The organism is Amycolatopsis sp. NPDC104819, assembly GCF_055583145.1.
Genome location: NZ_JBVJON010000013.1, coordinates 47,356 through 67,483, shown reverse-complemented (window position 1 = coordinate 67,483; position 20,128 = coordinate 47,356). Strand labels below are relative to the sequence as shown.

Annotated in this window: 19 protein-coding genes; 12 read left to right on the top strand and 7 right to left on the bottom strand. The window is 72.2% G+C overall.

Annotated features, from left to right (window positions below):
• Both ACZ63E_RS34785 and ACZ63E_RS34780 read right to left on the bottom strand, forming a co-directional pair.
• Positions 1–792, bottom strand: a complete 792-nt coding sequence (locus tag ACZ63E_RS34785) for an SDR family NAD(P)-dependent oxidoreductase (RefSeq protein ID WP_465340466.1) — start codon at positions 790–792, stop codon at positions 1–3.
• 13 nt (positions 793–805) lie between these two features.
• On the bottom strand, positions 806–1,504 hold the full coding sequence (locus tag ACZ63E_RS34780; protein ID WP_465340465.1) for an SDR family NAD(P)-dependent oxidoreductase: 699 nt from the start codon (positions 1,502–1,504) through the stop codon (positions 806–808).
• 112 nt (positions 1,505–1,616) lie between these two features.
• On the opposite strand from ACZ63E_RS34780, the gene ACZ63E_RS34775 reads away from it, so the two are divergent.
• The 3 genes from ACZ63E_RS34775 (at position 1,617) to ACZ63E_RS34765 (ending at position 4,743) form a co-directional block, all read left to right on the top strand.
• Positions 1,617–2,351, top strand: a complete 735-nt coding sequence (locus ACZ63E_RS34775; RefSeq protein ID WP_465340464.1) for a MoaF C-terminal domain-containing protein — start codon at positions 1,617–1,619, stop codon at positions 2,349–2,351.
• A gap of 3 nt (positions 2,352–2,354) precedes the next feature.
• Complete coding sequence (locus tag ACZ63E_RS34770; RefSeq protein WP_465340463.1) at positions 2,355–3,965, top strand: amidohydrolase; 1,611 nt, start codon at positions 2,355–2,357, stop codon at positions 3,963–3,965.
• Between the two features lie 190 nt (positions 3,966–4,155).
• A complete protein-coding gene (locus tag ACZ63E_RS34765; RefSeq protein ID WP_465340462.1) occupies positions 4,156–4,743 on the top strand; it encodes a TetR/AcrR family transcriptional regulator in 588 nt (195 codons plus the stop codon).
• On the opposite strand, the gene ACZ63E_RS34760 is transcribed toward ACZ63E_RS34765, so the two are convergent.
• Entirely contained in the window at positions 4,730–5,656 is a 927-nt protein-coding gene (locus ACZ63E_RS34760; RefSeq protein ID WP_465340461.1) for an alpha/beta hydrolase, read from the bottom strand. The genes ACZ63E_RS34765 and ACZ63E_RS34760 overlap by 14 nt on opposite strands.
• Complete coding sequence (locus ACZ63E_RS34755) at positions 5,653–6,627, bottom strand: methyltransferase family protein (protein ID WP_465340459.1); 975 nt, start codon at positions 6,625–6,627, stop codon at positions 5,653–5,655. Before ACZ63E_RS34755 ends, ACZ63E_RS34760 begins: the two co-directional genes overlap by 4 nt.
• Positions 6,628–6,855: 228 nt before the next feature.
• Here ACZ63E_RS34755 and ACZ63E_RS34750 point away from each other — a divergent pair, with 228 nt between their 5' ends.
• The 5 genes from ACZ63E_RS34750 to ACZ63E_RS34730 are packed head-to-tail and all read left to right on the top strand — an operon-like array spanning position 6,856 to position 12,718.
• Positions 6,856–8,559 carry a dipeptide ABC transporter ATP-binding protein gene (locus ACZ63E_RS34750; protein ID WP_465340458.1) on the top strand — a complete coding sequence of 568 codons (1,704 nt, stop codon included), beginning with the start codon at positions 6,856–6,858 and terminating at the stop codon, positions 8,557–8,559.
• The gene (locus ACZ63E_RS34745; protein ID WP_465340457.1) at positions 8,556–10,133 is read left to right on the top strand and encodes an ABC transporter substrate-binding protein; all 1,578 of its coding nucleotides are present in this window, start codon (positions 8,556–8,558) and stop codon (positions 10,131–10,133) included. Before ACZ63E_RS34750 ends, ACZ63E_RS34745 begins: the two co-directional genes overlap by 4 nt.
• Positions 10,130–11,074, top strand: a complete 945-nt coding sequence (locus ACZ63E_RS34740; protein WP_465340456.1) for an ABC transporter permease — start codon at positions 10,130–10,132, stop codon at positions 11,072–11,074. Before ACZ63E_RS34745 ends, ACZ63E_RS34740 begins: the two co-directional genes overlap by 4 nt.
• A complete protein-coding gene (locus ACZ63E_RS34735; RefSeq protein WP_465340455.1) occupies positions 11,071–11,982 on the top strand; it encodes an ABC transporter permease in 912 nt (303 codons plus the stop codon). The genes ACZ63E_RS34740 and ACZ63E_RS34735 overlap by 4 nt, the downstream gene beginning before the upstream one ends.
• Positions 11,983–12,019: 37 nt before the next feature.
• Positions 12,020–12,718 (top strand): alpha/beta fold hydrolase, encoded by a 699-nt coding sequence (locus tag ACZ63E_RS34730; protein WP_465340454.1) that lies wholly within the window; start codon positions 12,020–12,022, stop codon positions 12,716–12,718.
• Positions 12,719–12,727: 9 nt separating this feature from the next.
• Here the strand turns inward: ACZ63E_RS34730 and ACZ63E_RS34725 are convergent, their stop codons facing one another.
• Positions 12,728–13,654, bottom strand: coding sequence for an aldo/keto reductase (locus tag ACZ63E_RS34725; protein ID WP_465340453.1), 927 nt, complete (start codon positions 13,652–13,654; stop codon positions 12,728–12,730).
• Between the two features lie 45 nt (positions 13,655–13,699).
• Between ACZ63E_RS34725 and ACZ63E_RS34720 the strand changes: the two genes are divergently transcribed.
• The gene (locus ACZ63E_RS34720) at positions 13,700–14,434 is read left to right on the top strand and encodes an SDR family NAD(P)-dependent oxidoreductase (RefSeq protein ID WP_465340452.1); all 735 of its coding nucleotides are present in this window, start codon (positions 13,700–13,702) and stop codon (positions 14,432–14,434) included.
• Here ACZ63E_RS34720 and ACZ63E_RS34715 read toward each other — a convergent pair.
• Positions 14,369–15,724 (bottom strand): amidohydrolase, encoded by a 1,356-nt coding sequence (locus ACZ63E_RS34715; protein ID WP_465340451.1) that lies wholly within the window; start codon positions 15,722–15,724, stop codon positions 14,369–14,371. The genes ACZ63E_RS34720 and ACZ63E_RS34715 overlap by 66 nt on opposite strands.
• Before the next feature lie 56 nt (positions 15,725–15,780).
• Between ACZ63E_RS34715 and ACZ63E_RS34710 the strand changes: the two genes are divergently transcribed.
• The 3 genes from ACZ63E_RS34710 to ACZ63E_RS34700 are packed head-to-tail and all read left to right on the top strand — an operon-like array spanning position 15,781 to position 18,681.
• Positions 15,781–16,884, top strand: coding sequence for a zinc-binding dehydrogenase (locus ACZ63E_RS34710; RefSeq protein WP_465340668.1), 1,104 nt, complete (start codon positions 15,781–15,783; stop codon positions 16,882–16,884).
• A 10-nt stretch (positions 16,885–16,894) separates the two neighbouring features.
• Complete coding sequence (locus ACZ63E_RS34705; protein WP_465340450.1) at positions 16,895–17,842, top strand: aldo/keto reductase; 948 nt, start codon at positions 16,895–16,897, stop codon at positions 17,840–17,842.
• Entirely contained in the window at positions 17,839–18,681 is an 843-nt protein-coding gene (locus tag ACZ63E_RS34700) for an alpha/beta hydrolase (protein ID WP_465340449.1), read from the top strand. Before ACZ63E_RS34705 ends, ACZ63E_RS34700 begins: the two co-directional genes overlap by 4 nt.
• Here ACZ63E_RS34700 and ACZ63E_RS34695 read toward each other — a convergent pair.
• Positions 18,665–20,077 carry a GMC family oxidoreductase gene (locus ACZ63E_RS34695; protein ID WP_465340448.1) on the bottom strand — a complete coding sequence of 471 codons (1,413 nt, stop codon included), beginning with the start codon at positions 20,075–20,077 and terminating at the stop codon, positions 18,665–18,667. The two genes, ACZ63E_RS34700 and ACZ63E_RS34695, sit on opposite strands and share 17 nt — an antisense overlap.
• Positions 20,078–20,128 lie beyond the last annotated feature (51 nt).

The following is a 20,128-nucleotide window of genomic DNA, read 5'->3' as shown; positions in this document are numbered from 1 at the left end:
TCACATCCCGGCGCGCTCGAAAGCCAGGGTCGGCAGGTCCACCGCGTGCGCGCCGCCGTCGGCGACCAGGACCGCGCCCGTGATGTACGACGACTCCGGTGAGCCCAGGAACCGCACCACCGACGCGATCTCCGACGGCTCGGCCGCGCGCCGCAGCGGGACCTCGGCCGTCACCCGGCGGTACCCCTCGTCGTGGCCACCATCGAAGCCGGCCGCGGCGGCGAACTCGGCCATCTCGGCGTCGGCCATCGGCGTGCGGACCCAGCCCGGGCAGACGGCGTTCGCGCGGACGCCGCGCGGGCCGAAGTCGCGGGCGATCGAACGGGTCAGGCCGATCAGCGCGTGCTTCGCGACGGTGTAGCCGGCGACATTCGGCCCGGCGAACAGCCCGGCCAGCGACGACACCACCACGACCTGCCCGCCGGTCTCGACCAGCGACGGCAGTGCGGCGCGGCAGAGCACGAACGCGCTCGACAGGTTCGACCGCAGCGCGAGCTCCCACTCGTCGTCGCCGGTGTCGGCGACCGAGTGGAACCCGTGACCGCCCGCGTTGGCCACGACGACGTCCAGCCGTCCGTAGCGGCCGACGATCTCGGTCACCGCGCGCTCGGCGTCGTCCCGCACACTCGCGTCGCAGGTGATGACGTGCGCGCCGGTCTCCGCGGCGACCTTCTCGAGCGGCTCACGACGGCGTCCGAGCACCACCACGCGCGCGCCCTCGCTCGCGTAGCGGCGGGCGACCGCGGCGCCGATGCCGGTGCCTCCGCCGGTGACGGCGACAACTGTGTCCACTGTGGATCCTTTCCTAGGCGGGAAACGCGGAGCGGGCCGACATCCCGAAGTCGGCGAGCAGGGCTTGGCCGTTGACCGGCCGGGAAGCCGGGGACGCTAGGAACAGAACCTGCCGGGCGACGTCGGCGGCCGCCTGGACCGGGAACGCCGGATCGTCGAGCACGTCACCGAGGTCCGCGCGCGCCATCGGCGTGTCCACGACCGACGGGCAGACGCAGTTCACCCGCACAACCGGCATCTCGACCGCGAGCGCCCGGGTCAGGGCGACGACCGCACCCTTCGACGCGCAGTAGGGCACCATGCCAGGCGCGGCCGTGAACGCCGAGTCGCTGCCGAGCAGCACCACCGCGCTGCCGTCCTTCAGGTGTGGCAGCGCGTGTTTGACCAGCAGGAACTGCCCGGTGACGTTGACGGCGAGCACCGCGGCGACCTCGGCGGCGGTCGTCTCGGCGAGGGGTTTGCCGACCGGGCCGGAGATCCCGGCGCACCCGACGACGACGTCGAGGCCGCCCAGCCGCCGCGCGACGGTGTCGACGGCCGCGACCAGGGCGGGCTCGTCGGTGACGTCCGCGACGGCCACCCCCTCGCCCGGCACCCGGTCGACCACCCCGACCCGCGCGCCCGCCTCGCGGAACGCCTGCACGCACGCCAGCCCGATCCCCGACGCGCCGCCGGTCACCAGCACCGCCTTCCCGGCCAGTTCGGTTCGCATGCGCCCATCCTCACCGCGGGCACGTCCCGGTGGTTGGCGTCGAGCGCAGCCTTGTTGTCCGCCCCCGCACGAGCGGTTCCGCCCGGCGCGGCGACGCGTGAGACTGACCGGGGTGAGCACTCTCTCCGACACCTCGACCTGGCTCCCCCTCGACGGCCTCGCGCCGGGCTTCGACGCGAACAAGGCGCCCGTGACCACCGACCTGGACGGCCGTGAGTTCGTTCTGCGTGACGACGACGGCGCCGTCGTCTTCACCGGGAACGGCGGCGAAACGTTTCTCGTCGACGACGGCTTGTACTACGTCCAGCCCCTTCCGGACGCCCTCGAAGCCGTTTCGCTGGTCCTCGACGTACGCGACGGCCGCGCGCTCGTGATCACCACCCGGATCGGCGACACGGGCACCCCGCGGGTCACCCAGGAGTTCCGGGCGGCGACGATCGACGGCGTCGAGGTCCGCGGAGAGGCGATGGCGCCGAGCACGGCGCTGATCGGGCGGCGGGTGCTGTGGGTCTACAGCGAGCAGCACGCCTACGAGCACGTCTACCTCAGCCCGCACTGGTACACGTGGCAGTGCCTGGCCGGGCCCGAACGCGGGCTGGCCGACACCGACGAGAACACCGTCTACCGGGTGCGGCCCGGGATCCACGTCTTCACCTGGCGGGAGAAGGTCATCCCGTGCGCGTCGGTGACGATCGCCGACCACCGCGACGCCCGGGCGCTGCGCTCCCACGGTGTCCTCTTCGGACTCGACGGCGACGGGCGTCCGACTCACTTCACCTTCGGCGCGCACGGCCGGCTGCTGAGCACCACCGTGCACCCGGCGGAGCTCGACCCGGCGGGGTCCTGAGCCGTGGCCGCCGACCTGATCCTGACCAACGCCGTGGTGTACACAGTGGACGCCACGCGGCCGTGGGCGTCGTCGCTCGCCGTCGCCGACGGGAAGATCGCCGCGCTCGAAGACGTCGGCCGCGGCCCGAACACGGAGGTCGTCGACCTCGGCGGGGCGGTTGTCCTGCCGGGACTGGTCGACGTGCACAACCACCACGCGATGGCCGGGCGCGCGGAGCTGTTCGAACTCGGCTTCGGCGCGGAGGCGGGTCTCGAGGACATCCTCGACGCCGTCCGGGCGCGCGCCGCGTCGCTGGGACCGGACGAGTGGCTGACCGGCGGGGCGTGGGCGTCCACTTTGGTCGGGACGCTGTCGTCCGCGTCGGCCCGGCGCGCGCTGGACGACGCCGCGGGCGGCCGTCCGGTCTCGCTGGCCGACGACAGCCGGCACAACCGCTGGGTGAGCAGCCGAGCCCTGGAGCTCGCCGGGATCACCGCGGCGACCCCGGACCCGCCCGGCGGCGTGATCGTCCGCGACGACGGCTCGCCGGCCGGGCTGCTGTTGGAGGCCGCCGGGGTGCTGGTCGAGCGCGTCACCGGCGGGTTGACAGCGGAGCAGCACCGGCGCGCGTCGCAGCGGGCGATCGAGATCCTGCACGGCTACGGCGTCACCGCGTTCCAGGACGCCGGGGTGTCCACGGACATCCTGGGCGCGCTCCGGTCGCTGGACTCCGCCGGCGAGCTGGCCGCCTGGGTGGTGACGTCGGTGCTGGTCAACGACCCGGTATTCGGGTTCGACCCGGTCGGCATGCCGCTGCTGGAGGTCGCCGGCCGCTACCGCACCGAGCACCACCGGCCGGACTTCGTGAAGATCTTCCTCGACGGCGTCCCCCCGACCCGCACGGCGGCGTTCCTCGAGCCGTACCTGCCCGACGACGACCACGGCGCGTGTTTCCACGGCTCGACCACGATGCCGCCCGAGGAGCTGACGGATTGGCTGCTCAAGGCGGCGTCGGCGGGCTTCTCGGCGAAGGTGCACTGCACGGGTGACGCCTCGGTGCGGCAGTTCCTCGACGCGGTCGCGCAGGTGCGGGCGGCGGGGTACACCGAGACGCGGTTCCAGGTGGCGCACGGCCAGTTCGTGCACCCGGACGACCTCCCGCGGTTCGCGGCGCTGGGGGTGGCGGCGGACATCTCGCCGTTCCTGTGGGTGCCGGGGGTCATCCCGGAGGCGATCGCGTCGGTGCTGCCCGGCCCGCGCGCGTCGCGGATGCAGCCGAACCGCGCGCTGCTGGACAGCGGCGCGCTGGTCGCGGGCGGGTCGGACTGGCCGGTGAGCGAGTCGCCGAACGTGTGGGAGGGGATCGCGGGCCTGGTGACCCGGCAGGATCCGCACGGCCGCCGCCCGGGGGCGCTGTGGCCGGAGCAGGCGATCACCCTGGCGGAGGCGATCGAGGTGTTCACCCTGGGCGGGGCACGGGCCTGCGGCCTCGATGACGTGACGGGGTCGTTGACCCCGGGGCGCTCGGCGGATTTTGTGGTGCTCGACCGTGATCCGTTCCGAACGGCGGAGGTGGCGGCGACGGAGGTCGTGGAGACGTGGTTCGCGGGGCGGCGGGTGTTCGCTCGCTGACCCCTGGGCCTGATTGGTGGAGTAGCGCGCCGCCTTCGCGAGGACCTTCGCGGGGCAGCGCGTGGACCCGAACGCCCCAAGGTGGCCTTCGGTGCGCTCAACGCACCCAAGGTGGCCTTCGGTGCCCCGGGGCTGTACTCGCCGGTAGTTTCTCCTACACTGGTAGAGAAACCAGTGCGGGAGGTGCCCGGTGCCCAAGATCATCGACCACGACCAGCGGCGCAGTGACATCGTTGACGTCACCTGGGACCTGATCGTGCGGGGCGGGATCGAGGCCGCCACCATGCGGGAGATCGCCGCCGCGGCGGGGTTTGCCAATGGGGCGCTCAAGCTGTACTTCCCCAGCAAGGAAGACATCATCGCCGCCACCTACGAGCGTGCGCTCGACATGATGCGCCGGCACGTCGAGCTCGACGGGCTGCGCGGGCTGGCCGCCCTGCGCGAGCTCTGCGTGTCGTCCATGCCGATCGACGACGAACGCATCACCGCCGGGCGCGTGCTGCTGATCTTCTGGCAGATGTCGCTGGCCAACCCCGGCATGCACGACAAGTACCTCGAGCACGTCCGCGAGTGGCGCGGCCTGCTGCACCGCTTCCTGACCGAAGGCCGCGAAGACGGCGACATCGTCACCGAGACCCCGGACGAGCAGCTCGTCGACGAGATCGTCCTGCTCAACGCCGGCGCGAACGTGATGAGCCTGGTGGCGGGCGAGTTCTCCACGGTCGACCTGCAGCACCGCCACCTCGGCTCCCTCCTGGACCGGCTCACCCGCCCGTGAAGACCCCGCGCAGGTAGGCCGCCACCTCCGCGTGCGACCGCGGCGACGCGGGCAGGTCCGTGTACAGCCCGTAGAACCCGTGGATCTGCCCCGCGTACCGGCTCAGGTCCACCGCGACCCCCGCGTCGGACAGCCGCCGGGCGAACGCCTCCCCCTCATCGCGCAGGACGTCGTACTCCGCCGTCATCACCAGCGCCGGCGGCAGGCCCGAGAGGTCGGACGCGCGCGAAGGCAGCAGGTAGGCGTCATCCAAAAGGGACGGATCCGGCGCGTACTGCGCGAAGAAGAACCGCATCGCATCCGCTGTCATCCCATAACCGGTCGCGAAGTCCACATAAGACTCTTGGCCGTCATCGGGGTGACCGAACACCGGGCAGATCAGCACCTGCGCCGCGATCTCCGGCCCGCCGCGGTCCCGCGTCATCAGTGAGACCACAGTGGACAGGTTGCCGCCCGCGCTCTCCCCGCCGACCGCGATCCGTGACGGCGTCACCGCGGGACCCGCACCGCCCGCGGCCAGCCATTCCAGCACCGCGTAACAGTCCGAAGGTGCTGCCGGGTAGGGGTTTTCGGGCGCCAGCCGGTACTCGACGGCCGCCACCGCGACCGACGCCGCCGCGCACACCGCCCGGGAGGCGACCTCGTTCTCGTCGACCGAGCCGATCGTCCAGCCGCCCCCGTGGATCCAGAGGAACACCGGCACCGGGCCCGGCGCCTCGGGCAGGTACAGCCGGACCCGGAGATCGCCGGGGAGCCAGTGGTCGGTCACCGACGCGACCGGCGCCACCGCGCCGGGCTGCGGCCGCGAAGCCGCGAACGCGGCCCGCAGCTCAACGGCGGTCATCGGCCGCTCGGGTCCTTCGGGACTGCGGGCGAGCAGCTCGCGCACCGCGGGGTCGAGGCTCATGCTCACACCGCTTCCGCGACGAGCACACGCGGCGAACCGGGCAGCGTCAACCGGTCGACCGGCCGCCACCCCGCACCCGACAGCCAGCCCCGGACATCGGCCTCCGGGTACACCACCGTGCCGTCGATGACCAGGTACTCCCCCGCGTGCAGCGCGTCGAGCGGACGCGGCTCGGCGTCGTCGTCCAGGAAGAAGTCGAGCAGCAGCAGCCGCGCTCCCGGCGCCGCCGCGGCCCGCGCGTGCCGCAGGATCGCCCGGTTCTCGTCGACAGAGAACCGGTGCACGACGTGGTTCACCATCACCAGGTCAAACTCGCCCTCCGGTTCGGCGTCCGGGGTCGCCGAGCCGACCACACTCGTGCGGTCCGCGAACGAAGCGACCGCTTCGGTCACCGACGGCACCGACCGCGGGTCGTAGACGAACGTCGCGCGCAGGACGTCGTTGGCCTGCAGCGCCTCCAGGGCGAAGGCCGCGGAAAGCCCTCCCAGGTCCAAGAGGTTTTTGTAACCACTGAAGTCAAAAGCTTGCCCCAGCAGCCGAGCGTGTAGGGCGTTATACACCATCACCCCGCCGAGGAAGGTGGTCCAGCGATCGCCGCTGAGGTCGAGGTCGCCGGGTTCGCCGGTGTCGGTGGTGTGCGCGAACTGCGTCCAGTGCGGGTAGCTGATGGTCTCGAGGAAGGTCAGGAACGGCGCGAGGTCCAGACCTTCCCCGCCGAGGTACGCGGCCGTGTCGGTGGTGAGCGCGTACCGGCCGTCCACACGGGACAGCAGGCCGAGGGCGGCCAGGGTGTCGCCGAGGATCCGGGTGGTCTTCTCCGGCCGGCCCGTCCGGCCGGCCAGCTCCCCGGCGCTCAGCGGACCGGCCGCCAGCGCCGGGAACAGCCCGATCCGGTTGGCCACGAAGAGCTGCTGGGCCGCCATGTACCCCACGGCGACGTCCACGATGCGTTCCGGCGTGGGCGGGGTTCTCGTCACGGTGTCCTCCTTCTGTCCGACCCGGACACTCTACATCCGTAGATAAAAGAGTCCAGTGCCGATTTTCCACGCGCAGCAAAGAAAAACTGTCGTATTTCAACTTCCTACGTTCGTAGAATAAAACCATTGACACGGTCGGCGACGAGTGTCAACATGCGTAGAACTACCCCTGCCGGTGCCCGGCAGTCCGGCCCGCCCCTTCGCGGCGGGCGCGAGGAAGGGGAACCCATGACGCTGCTCGAAATCCGGGATCTCACCGTCGGCGTGGTCACCGAGGACAGCGAGCGCGAACTCGTCCGGGAGCTGTCTCTCGACCTCGCGCAGGGCCGCACGCTCTGCGTCGTCGGCGAGTCCGGCAGCGGCAAGACCGTCACCGCGCTGTCGATCATCCGGCTGCTCGAGTTCGTCGCGCCGGTCCGCACCCGCGGTGAGATCACGATCGACGGCGTGGACGTGACGAAGCTGCCCGCCGACGCCATGCGCGCCTACCGCGGCCCGCGGATCGGCATGATCTTCCAGGAGGCCCTCGACTCGCTCAACCCCGGCCGCCGGGTGGGCGGGCAGCTGGTCGAGGCCTACCGCGAACCCGGGTCCCTGCCCGGCCAGGCGACCCGCCGCGGCAGCCCGCTGCGGAAGCGGGCCGAGGCCAAGGCCCGCCGGCTGCTGACCGAGGTCGGGCTCACCGACACCGACCGGATCCTGCGCCAGTACCCGCACCAGCTGTCCGGCGGCATGCAGCAGCGCGTCATGATCGCGCTCGCCCTGATGGCCGACCCCGACCTGCTCATCGCCGACGAGCCGACCACCGCCCTCGACGTCACTACTCAGGCGGAGATCCTCACCCTCTTCGACCGGGTGCGCCGCGACCACGGCACCGCGTGCGTGTTCATCACCCACGACATGGGGGTCGCCGCGCAGGTCGCCGACCGGATCGCGGTGCTGTACCGGGGCCGCCTGGTCGAGGTCGGCTCTCGCGACGACGTGCTCACGCGGCCGCGCCACCCGTACACCCGGGCGCTGCTCGGCTGTGTGCCCCAGCTCGGCGTCAGCCGCCGTGACGGCTTCCCCACCATCTCCCCCACGATGACCCTCGAAACGCCGACGGTGAAGTTACGGCCAGACCAGACATACGAAGGCACTCCGCTCACGATCACCGCTGTGTCCAAAGTGTACGGACGAAAAGGACGGCGGGTCGACGCCGTGCGCGAGGTCTCCCTGGAGATCCCGCCCGGCGAGTTCTTCGGGCTGGTCGGCGAGTCCGGCTCCGGGAAGTCCACCCTCGGCCGGCTGGTGAGCGCGCTCGAACCGCCGACCTCGGGCACGATCGCCTTCGGCGCGCACGGGATCACGCCCGCCGGGCTCGCCGGCGCCGAACGCGCGTTCCGCCGCCGCGTCCAGCTGATCTTCCAGGACCCGCAGAGCTCACTGGACCCACGCCACACCGCGGCCCGGATCATCGCCGAATCGCTCAAGGAGCTGACCCCGCTGCGCGGCGCCGAGCTGGACCGCCGCGTCGCCGACCTCATCGACGAAGTCGGCCTGCCGAAGGACACCGCCGGAAAGCTGCCCTCGCAGCTGTCCGGCGGGCAGCGCCAGCGCGTTTCCATCGCCCGCGCGATCGCCGCCGGGCCCGAGCTGATCGTCGCCGACGAGCCGACGTCCGCCCTCGACGTCTCGGTGCAGGGCCAGGTCATGAACCTGCTGCTGGACCTGCGCCGCACCCGCACGCTCAGCCTGCTGTTCATCACCCACAACCTCAGCCTCGTGCTGTCGGTGGCCGACCGGGTCGGCGTGATGTACCGGGGCGAGCTGATCGAGACCGGCACGCCGGACGAGATCCGCCTCGCCCCGCGTCACGGCTACACCCGGCGGCTGCTCGCCGCCAACCCCGACCTGCCCGCCCTCCCCCACACAGGATCGACGCGCCCATGAAGAGAACTCCCCTGCTCGCCGCCCTCGCCGCCGCGGCCACGCTGCTCGCCGGCTGCATGGGAAGTGCCGGCACCACGGCCGCCGCCGACGGCCCGCCCGTCCGCGGCGGCAACCTCACCGTCGCCGTCCCCACCGATCCGCAGTCGCTCGACATGGTCGCCAACCCCGGCCAGGTAACCGCGCAGATCGGCAACATGATGTACGAGAAGCTGTTCGAAGTGGACCAGCACTTCGTCGCGCGGCCGATGCTGGTCGACACGTTCACCACGAGCCCGGACCGGCTGACCTACACGTTCAAGCTCCGCCAGGGGGTCACGTTCCAGGACGGCAACCCGCTGACCGGCGGGGACGTCGTCGCGAGCCTCCAGCGCTGGCAGAAGAGCCACCGGACCGGCCAGCTGGTCACCCCGGACATCGACACGATCACCGCGCCCGACCCGGGCACCGTCACCATCCACCTCAAGCGGCCGCGCTACCCGCTGATCGACGAGCTGGCCGGCGCGGGCACCGAGATCTACGAGGCGAAGAACCTCGCCGGGCTGCCCGCCACCGGGTTCGGCCAGGACAAGGCGATCGGCACCGGCCCGTACCGGCTGAAGAGCTGGGACATCGGCCAGCAGCTCGTGCTGGAGCGCTACGCCGGGTACAAGTCACGGTCCGAAGAGGACTGGGGCGGCCAGGCCGGCGCCAAGCACGCCTACCTCGACACGGTCACCTACAAGATCGTCGGCGACCAGGACGCGCTGGTCAACGGCCTGCAGACCGGCCAGTGGGACCACGCGATGCCGGCCAACGACCAGTACGAGACGCTCAAGGCCAATCCGAACCTGGTGGTGCGCAACCTGCCCGGCGGCAACCAGAACGTCATCATCCCGAACTTCACCCCCGGCTCGAAGTTCGCCGACCCGCGGGCCCGCCAGGCGCTGAACCTGCTGCTCGACAAGCCCGCGATCAACGCGGCGACCGGGGGCAGCAAGGACCTGACGATCGAGACCGGCGCGTTCGCCTCGCCGGACAACAAGGCGTCGTACTCCACCGCGGGCGAAGACGTCTACCGGCAGCACGACCCGGCCCGCGCCCAGCAGCTGCTCGCCGAGGCCGGGGTGCCCGCCGGGTCGACGATCCACATCGTCACCACGAACTCCTACCCCGAGTTCGGCAAGTGGGCGGTGCTCATCCAGGACGAGCTGGGCAAGATCGGCCTCAAGACCAAGATCGACACCTACGACTTCGCCACCATGCTCGGCACGCTCACCAAGGACCCGGCCGGCTGGGACATCACGACGTTGTTCTTCGACTCGTCGCTGACCTCACCCGCGCAGATGCCGGCGCTCACCCTCGGCACGCTCAACGGCTCGTCGTCGGCCGAGATGGACGGCCTGCTCGCCGAGTTCAACGCCTCGACCACACCGGAGCAGGCCAAAACCGTCATCGACAAGATGCAGGCCTTCACCTGGAAGCAGCTGTCGGTGATCACGCTCAGCCAGTCGAAGCTCTGGGCGGCCTACACCCCGCGGCTCAAGGGTTACGGCGACTTCTACCGCGTGTTCTGGAACGCCTGGCTGGCCGCATGACCGGCGTGCTGCTGCGCCGGCTGCGCGACCTGGTGATCATCCTGGTCATCGTCGGCACGATGATGTTCTTCGTCATCCGGCTGATCCCGGGTGACCCGGCCCAGGCGATCCTCGGCCCGACCGCGCGCCCGGCCGACGTCGCGGCGCTGCGGTCGAGCATGGGCCTCGACGGCTCGCTCGGGCAGCAGTACCTGACCTGGGCCGGGCACGTGCTGCGCGGCGACTTCGGGACGTCGATCACCTACCACCAGCCGGTGCTCGACGTCGTCGCGAGCCACCTCGTGCCGACCCTGACGCTGGCCGTGCTGTCCACGGTGATCAGTTTCTTCCTTTCGGTGGCGATCACGGCGTGGCAGGCGGTGTCACCGCGCAACCCGGTGGCCCGCACGCTCGACCGGCTGTCCTCGCTCGGCATGGCGATGCCGGACTTCTGGATCTCGCTCGTGCTCGTGCTGATCTTCTCGGTGACCCTGCGGTGGTTCCCCTCCAGCGGCTACCACGACCTGCTGACCGACCCGGTCGCCGCGGTGCCCGCGCTCGTGCTGCCGGTGACCGTGCTCGTGATCGGGCAGACGGCGTTGTTCGTGCTGACCCTGCGCGAGAGTGTGCTCGGCGAGCTGCCGCTGGCCTACCTGCGCACCGCGCGGGTCAAGGGCCTGCCCGAGCGACGGGTGATGCTGAAGCACGTCCTGCCGAACGCGCTGATGCCGCTGGTGACGCAGCTGGGCAGCAACTTCGCCATGCTGGTCGGCGGGATCGTGATCATCGAGTCGATCTTCGTCGTGCCGGGGCTCGGGCACCTCCTCATGGGCGCGGTGTCCACTCGCGACTTCCCGCTGATCCAGGGGGTCACGTTGTTCGTCGCGGTGCTGTTCGTCGTGGTCAACCTGCTGGTCGACCTCTCCTATGCGCTGCTCGACCCGAAGGTGCGTGTCGCATGAGCCTTGCCGTCGCCGACCAGCCGTCCGTGGTGGACACTCCCCCGCCGCGGCGCGCGATGCGGGTGTTCCGGCGGAACCGGACCCTGGTGATCTGCTCGGTGCTGCTCGGGCTGGTCGTGCTCGCGGTGGTCGTGCTGCCGTTCTTCCTGCCGAGCGTCAGCGCGACCGACCCGGTGCACCGGCTGCTGCCGCCGTCGGCCGCGCACCCGCTCGGCACCGACTCCTTCGGCCGGGACGTGCTGGCCCGGCTGGTCTCCGGCGGGCGCGCGTCGCTCGGGCTCTCGGCGTTGATCACGCTCTGCGCGGCGTTCTCCGGCATGGTGATCGGCCTGGTCAGCGGCTTCTACCGGACGGCGGACGCGATCCTGATGCGGCTGATGGACGCGTGGATGTCGTTCCCGGCGATCATCCTGGCGATGGCGCTGGCCATCTCGCTGGGCGCGAGCATCTGGACCGAGCTGATCGCGCTGACGGTGATCTTCACGCCGTTCACCGCGCGGGTCATCCGCAGCCGCGTGCTCGGCATCGCCGGCCGGCAGTACATCGGCGCCGCGCGGGTGTCCGGGATGAGCCGCGGCAAGATCCTGCTGGTGCACGTGTTCCCCAACGTGCTGCCGCTGGCGCTGGTCCAGGTCGTCATCCTCGCCGCGGCCGCGATGCTGGTCGACGGCGCGATGAGCTTCCTCGGGCTCGGCATCGCGCCACCCACGCCGACCTGGGGGAACATGATCGCCGAGGGCCGCTCGTACCTCGTGGTCGCGCCGTGGCTGGTCGTCGTGCCGGGCGTGACGATCATGCTCTGCGTCTTCCTGCTCAACCTCATCGGCTCCGCGCTGCGGATCGCCGTCGACGCCCGTGCCCGCACGCTCGGCGAGCTGCAGCGCCTGCGCGTCCGTTCCCGCTCTTGAGAAAGGCCTTTCCTTGACGCTCCCGACGTCTCTCGCCGTGCGCAGGTTCGCCCCGGCCCGCCCGGCTTCCGGCCCGCCGGTGCTGCTCCTGCACGGCTTCGCCTCCGACGGCGCCACCGACTGGGTGAGCACCGGCTGGCCGGCGGCTTTGACAGCGTCCGGCCGCGAGGCGATCGTGCCTGACCTCCCCGGCCACGGGTCGAGCCCGGCTCCCGGGGACCCGACCCCCAAGGCGATCACCGAAGAGCTGGCGCTCGCGGTCGGCGAAGTGTCCGAACTGGACGTTGTCGGGTACTCACTGGGCGCGCGACTCGCGTGGGAGCTGCCCGCGTTGCTGCCGGTCCGGCGGCTGGTCCTCGGTGGGCTCAGCCCGCACGAGCCGTTCGGCGCGGTCGACGTCGAGGCCGCCCTGGCCTTCGCGGCCGGCGGAAAGCTCCCGGGCGACCCGCTGACGGCGGTGATCGCCCGGATGATCACCGCGCCGGGCCGTGACCCGGCCGCCCTGGCCCGCTGCATCGAGGGGCTGCGGCGCGAGCCGTTCGAGCCCCGGGTCGGGACGGTCGGCGTGCCGACGAGGTTCGTCGCGGGCCGGGACGACCCGGTCAGCGCGGGCGTCGAAACCCTCGTCCCGCTGGTGCCGGGCAGCGACCTGCTGCGCGTGCCCGGCGACCACGGTGCGGCGTTGCGAGGCGCGCCCTTCCGCACCGCCGCGCTCACGTTCCTCGACACTCCTTGACGCCGGGCGTCACCAGGAGCCGTCGGGCCTGACGGCACGGTCCAGCCAGAGGTGGTCGACGGCCGCGCGGATCTCGGCGCCCTGGCTTCGAGCCAGATCGAGGGCGCCGAGGTTGTCGGCGAGCTGCGCGGCCCGGCTCACTCCGAACAGGACGTTCGCCACCGGCTCGTACGCCAGGCAGAACGCCAGCGCGAGCTGAGCGCGGGTCGCGCCGAACTCCGCCGCGATGGCCGCGAGCGCGCCGGAAGCGTCCACTATGGACTCGCGGATCCCGCCGACGTCGGCGCCGATCTTCCGGGTGGGCGCCGCGGTGCCGAGCAGGACCCCGCCTTCGAAGACGTCGGAGGCCTGCAGCACCAGCCGTCCGCTCGCGAAGTGCCTGGCGTAGAACTCGCCCTCGGCCATCGAGCGGCGGGCGATGGAGTACTTCAGCTGTGCGAACTCCGGGCCGGGCATACCTTCCCGGTCGGCGAACTCGCACGCGAGGTCGAGGTCGGCGGCGAGCCAGTTGTTGACCCCCCAGCCGCCGACCCGCCCGGCCCGCACCTGCTCGGCCACCTCGGTGACCACCCGCGGGACGTCCGGGCGGTCGCGGTAGTCACCCACGACGACCAGGTCCGCGTGCCCGGTGCCGATCCGCCCCAGCGACGTCTCGAGCTGCTCCGCGAAGCCGGTGCGCGGGTAGTCCCAGAGCCAGAGCTTCCCGCACAGCAGGTAGTCCTCGCGGGCGATCCCGGCTTCCCGCACGGCTTCGCCGAAGAGGACGTCGGTGCGCGAGTTCTCCGCGTGCGGGCCGAAGTCGTAGTGCGCGACGTCGAACAGCGTGACGCCGGCGTCGACGGCGGTCCTCAGCAACCGGACGGCGTCACCGAAGGCCATCCGGTCCCAGGTGTTCCACGAGCCGAGGCCGAACACCGACTTTCCGAGCAGGCTCACGAGTTTTCCTTTCGTCGCAGTGCATCTTACGTCTACGATTGTAGAATGAAAACACGGATCGTGGTGGTCACCGGCGGGGCGAGCGGCATCGGCCGAGGGGTCGCCGAAGGATTTCTCGGCGCGGGCGACCGGGTGGTCGTCGCCGACGTCGACGCCCGCGCGGCCCACGACGTCGCCCGCGAGCTCGGCGCCGAGCACGTCGAGCTGGACATCTCGGACCCGGCTTCGGTCCAGGCCGCTCTCGACCTGGTCACTTCGCGGTTCGGCCCGGTCGACGTGCTGGTCAACAACGCCGGGCTGGCCGGGGGCGGCGGCCCGCTCACCGGCCTCGACGTCGAGGTGTTCGACCGGTGTGTGCGGGTCAACTTCCGCGGCACCTTCCTGATGACCCGCGCGGTCGGCGCGCACATGGTCGCGACGGGGACCCGGGGCGCGATCGTCACCATCTCGTCGATCGGCGCCCGGCAGCCGACCCCCGGGCTCGGCCACTACGAGGCCACCAAAGCGGCGGTCGACGCCTTGACCCGGTCCGCGGCGCTGGAGCTGGCGCCGCACGGGATCCGCGTCAACGCCGTCGCGCCCGGGCCGGTGCTCACCCCGATGACCGCCGGGTTCGCCGCGGACACCGCGGCGCGCGCGGCGTGGGAGTCCCGGATCCCGCTCGGCCGGATCGCGGCCGTCGAGGACGTGGTGCCCGCCGTGCTCTTCCTGGCTTCACCGGCGGCCGGGCACGTCACCGGCGTGAGCCTCGCGGTGGACGGCGGCCAGCTGCTGACCTGACCATCCCCGGTGGACGATCCGGCCGCCGGTCACGGTCAGCTCGACCGCGACCGACGGCAGGTCGGCCAGCGGAACGTCCAGCGGATTGGCCGCCAGGACGCAGAAGTCGGCGGTCCGGCCGAGCCCGAGCGAGCCCTTCCAGCGCGCGGAGCCGTCCTGCGCGGCCGCTTCGGTGGTGTAGCACCGCAGGAGCCGCGCGGTCAGGCCGGGTGTGCTGCCTCGCGCGTCCAGCAGCTCGCCCGCCGCCGCGAGGTGCAGGCGCCAGTCGGGGGTCACGACCGGGGCGTCGCTGCTCAGCGTGAGCCGCACGCGAGCGTCGAGGATCTTCCGCAGCGGCCACGCCTGCGCGGCGACGTCGTCACCGAGGGCCGCGGCGACCATCGGCCCCATCGCGGTCGCGATGACGGGCTGCGTGGTCAGGCCGATCCCGGTGGCCGCCATCCGCCGCAGCTGCGCAGTGGTCACCAGGTCGCCGTGGACGAGGTGGTCGCCCGCGCGAAGGCCGGCGAGCGCCGCCTCGATGCTCCGCTCCCCCGTGGCGTGCACGCCGACGACGTACCCGCGTTCGTGTGCCAGCTTGATCATCAATGCCAGGTTGGCCGCGCGGGCGGGGTCGTCGGGACCGTCGACGAGCAGGGCGCCGTGGGTGCCGTCGGCGTAGCAGTGGTGGGTCCAGGCCGTCCGCATCGGCGGGATCCCGTCGGCGAAGATCTTCACCCCGGTGACCGCCAGCCACGCCGGATCGGTGTCCGGGACCGGCGTGGCGAGCCCGCTTTCGAACTCCGCCAGGGCCGACCGTCCGTCGAGGAGCCCGAAAAGCCGGAGGACGGTGACCCGCGCGCGCAGCAGCCCCTCGCGGTGCAGAGCCGCGTACTCCTCCAGAACTTCCGCCGAGAAGCAGCCGGTCTCGCCGGGGCCGAGGCCGGGTTCGGTGTAGCTCGTGATGCCGAGCGACGCGCAGACCTCACCCGCGCGCAAGATCGCCGCGCGGCGCTCGGCCGCCGTCGTGACGGGCTTTTCCTCGTGCGGCGGGCCGAGCAGCGGGTGCGGCCAGCGCGCGCCGAGCCAGGTCGCGTGCAGGTGCGTGTCGTTGATGCCGGGCAGGACCGTGCGCCCGGCAAGGTCGACCACTTCGGTGTCCGGTCCGATGTGGCCGGTGACGTCGCCCAGCGCGAGCACCCGGCCGTCGCGCACGGCCAAGCCGCTCGACACCGTGCCGGCCGCGTCGAAGGTGAGCACCGTGCCCCCTCGGACGACGAGGTCCGCCGGACGGATCCGCGGTGCTGTCATGGTTTCCTCCCGGACCTGGACTTTTTCTTCCACAAATGTAGACTAAAAAGATGGCTCTGCCCACCCACACGGAGGCCGCCGTGCTCACCGGCCACCGCGCGCCCCTCGAACTGCGGGAGCTTCCCCTGCCCCCGGAGCCGGAACCGGGTGCCGCCCTCGTCCGGCTCACCTGCACCACGTTGTGCGGCACCGATGTCCACCTCTGGTCCGGGCAGATGACCCTCCCCGGCATGCTGCCGATGGTGCTGGGTCACGAGATGGTCGGCGAAGTGGTCGCCGTCGGACCGGGCACCACGGACACGCTCGGCCGCGAAATCCGTCCCGGCGACCGCCTCGGCTGGTCGGAGTCGACGTGCGGAAAGTGTTACGGCTGCACGATCCTGCGTGAGCCGGTCGCCTGCGAGAGCCGTGGTTACGGCTTTCTCCAACGAGCCGACCGGTTCCCGTACGCCACCGGCGGCCTCGCGCGGCATTGCTACGTCACACCCGGCGCGGCGAAGCTGCTGCTCCCGGACGACGTCGAGGACACGTGGGCGTCGATGTCCGGCTGCGCGGGCAAGACCGTGCTGCGCGCGGTGACGCGGTCCGGCGGCATCCGTCCGAACGCGACGGTCGTCGTGCAGGGCGCGGGCGCCCTCGGAGTGTTCGCCACCGCCGTCGCGCGGCTCTGCGGGGCGGGCGCGGTGATCACCGTCGGCGGGCCGTCCTCCCGCCTCGAGGTGGCGGAGCGGTTCGGCGCCACGGCGACCGTGTCCATCGAGTCCACTCCGGACGAACGGATCGAGCGGGTGCGCGAGCTGACCGGCGGACGCGGCGCGGACCACGTCTTCGACTTCGCGGGCGGCCCGACGATCGGCGAAGAGGCCGTCGCCTTCGCCGCGCAACGCGGGACGGTCGCGATCGTCGGGTCGACCGGGCCGGCGCCCTCCCCCGTGCCGCTGGGCACGGTGATGGGCAAGGAGCTGACGATCGCCGGCTCGCTCAACGGCGACATCGCCGACTACCACCGCTCGGTCGAGTTCTTCCGCGCCTTCGCCGGCCGGTTGCCATGGGCCGAGCTGTTCAGCCCGCCGGTCGGGCTGGCCGGCGCGTCCGCCGCCGTCGAGTCGATGGCGCGGCTCGGCGAGCTCAAAGCCGTCATCGACCCCCGACTGCCCTAGGAGGGCTTCCGTGACCATCCCCCAGCGCCGCATCGGCCGTGACGGCCCGCAGACCGGCGTCCTGTCGCTCGGCTCCTGGCACACCTACGACCGGATGGACTTCCGCGAGGCGGTGACGCTGGTGCGGACCGCGGTCGACGCCGGCGTCACGCTGTTCGACGTCGGCGTGTACGGCTTCCCCGGCAGCCCGCCGGTCTTCACCGACGTGCTGTTCTCCGCGATGGTGCGGGCCGCGGGCCTGCGGCGGGAGGACTACCTGCTCTCGGCGAAGCTGTGGCTGGAGGGCTACCCCGCGCAGAGCCTGCGCGCCCAGCTGGAGAACGCGTTCTTCCGGGCCGGGGTTTCGCACGCCGACCTGGTGATCCTGGGTGACCTGCGGCGCGAGGACACCGACCTGCACGCGCTGGCCGGCGAGCTCGCCGAGCTGCGTTCGGCCGGGCTGATCCGGCAGTGGGGTGTGAACAACTGGTCGGCCGGGACGATCCGGGCGATCCACGACTTCTCGCTGTCCGAGGGCGCGCCCGGGCCCGCGATAGCGCAGCTGAAGTACAGCGTCGCCCGACGGTCCATTCCGGACGGTGCGCCGTTCGAGTCGGTGTTCTCCCTTGGCATTTCGCTCCAGTCCTCGGACGTGTTCGAGGGCGGCGTGCTGCTCGGCAAGGGCGGGCGCCAGGTGGGCCGGGACCCCGGCGACGTCCGGGAGCGGATCGCGGACTCGGCGCCGGACCTCGCGAAGGTCGCCGCGAGCGTCGGGGCGACACCTGCTCAGCTGTGCCTGGCCTTCACGCTCACCCACCCGGCGAACACCACCACGCTGTTCGGCGCGACGAGCGTCGAGCAGCTTTCCGAGAACCTCGAGGCGGTCGCGCTGGTGAACCGCGTCGGGGCCGCGACCCTGCGTTCCCTCGTGGAGCCGTTCTGGGCCGACCGCGACGCCGTTGACCCGGAGGGGCCGTGACTCCCGAGCTGTCCGCGTCGACGCTGCCCGCGATCCGCGCCTCGTTCCGCAACCTCACTCCGGCGGAGGCGATCGGCGACCGGGACATCGTGTGGTCGGAGCACGTCCTCGACGACGGGGTCGTGCTCACGGTGCTGCGGCCGCGCGCACCCCGGCCCGGCGCGCCCGGGCTGTACAGCATCCACGGCGGCGGCATGGTGATGGACGACCGGTTCGCCGACCTGCCGCGGCTGGTGGCGTTGATCGAGGAGTTCGGGTTCGTCTGCGCGACCGTCGAGTACCGGCTCGCGCCCGAGCACCCGCATCCGGCGCCGCTGGAGGACTGTTACGCGGGGTTGGTCTGGTTCGCCTCGGCGTTCGACTTCTCACGGCTGATCGTGGGCGGCGGCAGTGCGGGCGGCGGGCTGAGCGCGGGGGTGGCGCTGCTGGCCCGGGACCGCGGCGGCCCGGCGCTGGCCGGTCAGCTGTTGTTGTGCCCGATGCTCGACGACCGGACGGCGGCGGACCTCCCGGATCTCGTGTGGACACGCGAAGCCAACACCTTCGGCTGGCGCAGCCTCCTCGCCGGGCAGACGTCGCCGTACGCGGCCCCGGCGCGGATGGCGGACCTGGGTGGGCTGCCCCCGGCGTTCGTGGAGGTGGGCGGAGCGGAGCTGTTCCGCGACGAGGACGTGGCGTACGCGCAGCGGCTGGCTCAGGCCGGAGTGCCGACGGAGTTGCACGTCTGGGCCGGGGCGCACCACGGCTTCGACCGCTTCGCCCCGGAGTCGGAGGTGACCCGCGCGGCGCTGGCGGCCCGCTCCTCCTGGCTGCGGCGGCTGCTCAACCGCCAAGGATGAACTTCGCGGCCTGCTCGCCGACCAGGACCGCCGGGGCGTTGGTGTTGCCCGTCGGGACCCGCGGCAGGACCGACGCGTCCGCGACGACCAGCCCGTCGACACCGTGCACCGCCAGCGCCGGGTCGACGACCGCGTCGCCGTCCGTGCCCATCCGGCAGGTCCCGACCTGGTGGTGGTAGGTGATCGCCGTCCGGCGGACGTACTCCCGGACGTCGTCCTCCGGCGCCGGGTACAGCGGCCGCGCGCCCCACTCGGCGGCCAGCGCCGGTGCCCGGCCGACCGCCCGGCACTGCTCCACCGAGGCGACCAGGCTCTCGAAGTCCGCCGGCGACGCGAGCGCGTTCAGGTCGATCAGCGGCGAGCCGTCCGGCGCCAGGCGCAGGCTTCCCCGGCTCTCCGGCGACACCATCCCCGCCATCAGTGAGAACCCGGTCGGCGGCCCGGACATCCACGACTCGTACATCGGCACGCCGAAACAGATCGGCTGGGTGTCCGGCACCGCGAGACCCGGGCGGCTGCGCCAGAACCAGTGCACCTGCGTCACCGGCCGGCCCGGCCACGGCGTGACCTCGCGGTCCGTCGCGAAGATCACCGGAGAGAGGAGGTGGTCGTGGAGGTTGCGCCCCACACCCGGCAGGTCGGCGACGACGGTGACGCCGAGCGCGGCCAGCTCGTCGGCCGGGCCGACGCCGCTGCGCAGCAGGATCGCCGGAGACGCCAGCGCGCCCGCCGCCAGCACCACCAGGTCCGCCGAGAGCTCTTGTACCGCACCATCGATGGACGCCACGACGCCGGTCACGCGCGAACCGGAGAACCGCAGCCGGTGCACCTCCGCTCCCGTGTGGACAGTCATCCGCGAAGCCACCGGCAAACCGTAGGCCCGCCAGGTGGTGAGCCGCCGGCCGTCCCGCACGGTGATCCGCTGAACGGACACCCCCTCGTCCGGGTCCAGCGGCAAGCCCACGGAAACAGCGGCGTCCATGATGGACTGCTGGATCGGGTGCAGCGGCTCGTTCGGGACGACGTCGAGGAGGTCCTTCTCGATCCGCTCGAACACCGGCGCCACCTCGGCCCACGTCCAGCCGGGCAGGCCCCAGCCGTCGTAGTCGGCGGGCGCGCCGCGGACCCAGATCATCCCGTTGAGCGCGTGCGAGCCGCCGAGGACCTTGCCGCGGGGCAGGTGGAGACGCCGGCCGGCCGCGTGCGGCTGCGGGACCGTGTACAGATCCCAGTCCTCCGGCCCGTGCCACAGCTCCGCCGCCCGGCCCGGGTCGTGGATGGCGGGGTTGGCGTCCGGACCGCCCGCCTCGAGCAGCGTGACCACCGCGCCCGCGTCCACCAGCCGCCGGGCCACCACCGAGCCGGCCGAACCGGCGCCCACCACGATCACGTCCATGCGGCCCAGCCTGGTGCGTGCCCCGGCCGGCGGGAACCATCCCTTCGCCGT

Coding starts and splice junctions, on each gene's coding strand:
- ACZ63E_RS34780 (WP_465340465.1), bottom strand. CDS start 1,504: ATGCGAACCGAACTGGCCGGGAAGGCGGTGCTGGTGACCGGCGGCGCG.
- ACZ63E_RS34750 (WP_465340458.1), top strand. CDS start 6,856: ATGACGCTGCTCGAAATCCGGGATCTCACCGTCGGCGTGGTCACCGAG.
- ACZ63E_RS34745 (WP_465340457.1), top strand. CDS start 8,556: ATGAAGAGAACTCCCCTGCTCGCCGCCCTCGCCGCCGCGGCCACGCTG.
- ACZ63E_RS34740 (WP_465340456.1), top strand. CDS start 10,130: ATGACCGGCGTGCTGCTGCGCCGGCTGCGCGACCTGGTGATCATCCTG.
- ACZ63E_RS34735 (WP_465340455.1), top strand. CDS start 11,071: ATGAGCCTTGCCGTCGCCGACCAGCCGTCCGTGGTGGACACTCCCCCG.
- ACZ63E_RS34720 (WP_465340452.1), top strand. CDS start 13,700: ATGAAAACACGGATCGTGGTGGTCACCGGCGGGGCGAGCGGCATCGGC.
- ACZ63E_RS34715 (WP_465340451.1), bottom strand. CDS start 15,724: ATGACAGCACCGCGGATCCGTCCGGCGGACCTCGTCGTCCGAGGGGGC.
- ACZ63E_RS34695 (WP_465340448.1), bottom strand. CDS start 20,077: ATGGACGTGATCGTGGTGGGCGCCGGTTCGGCCGGCTCGGTGGTGGCC.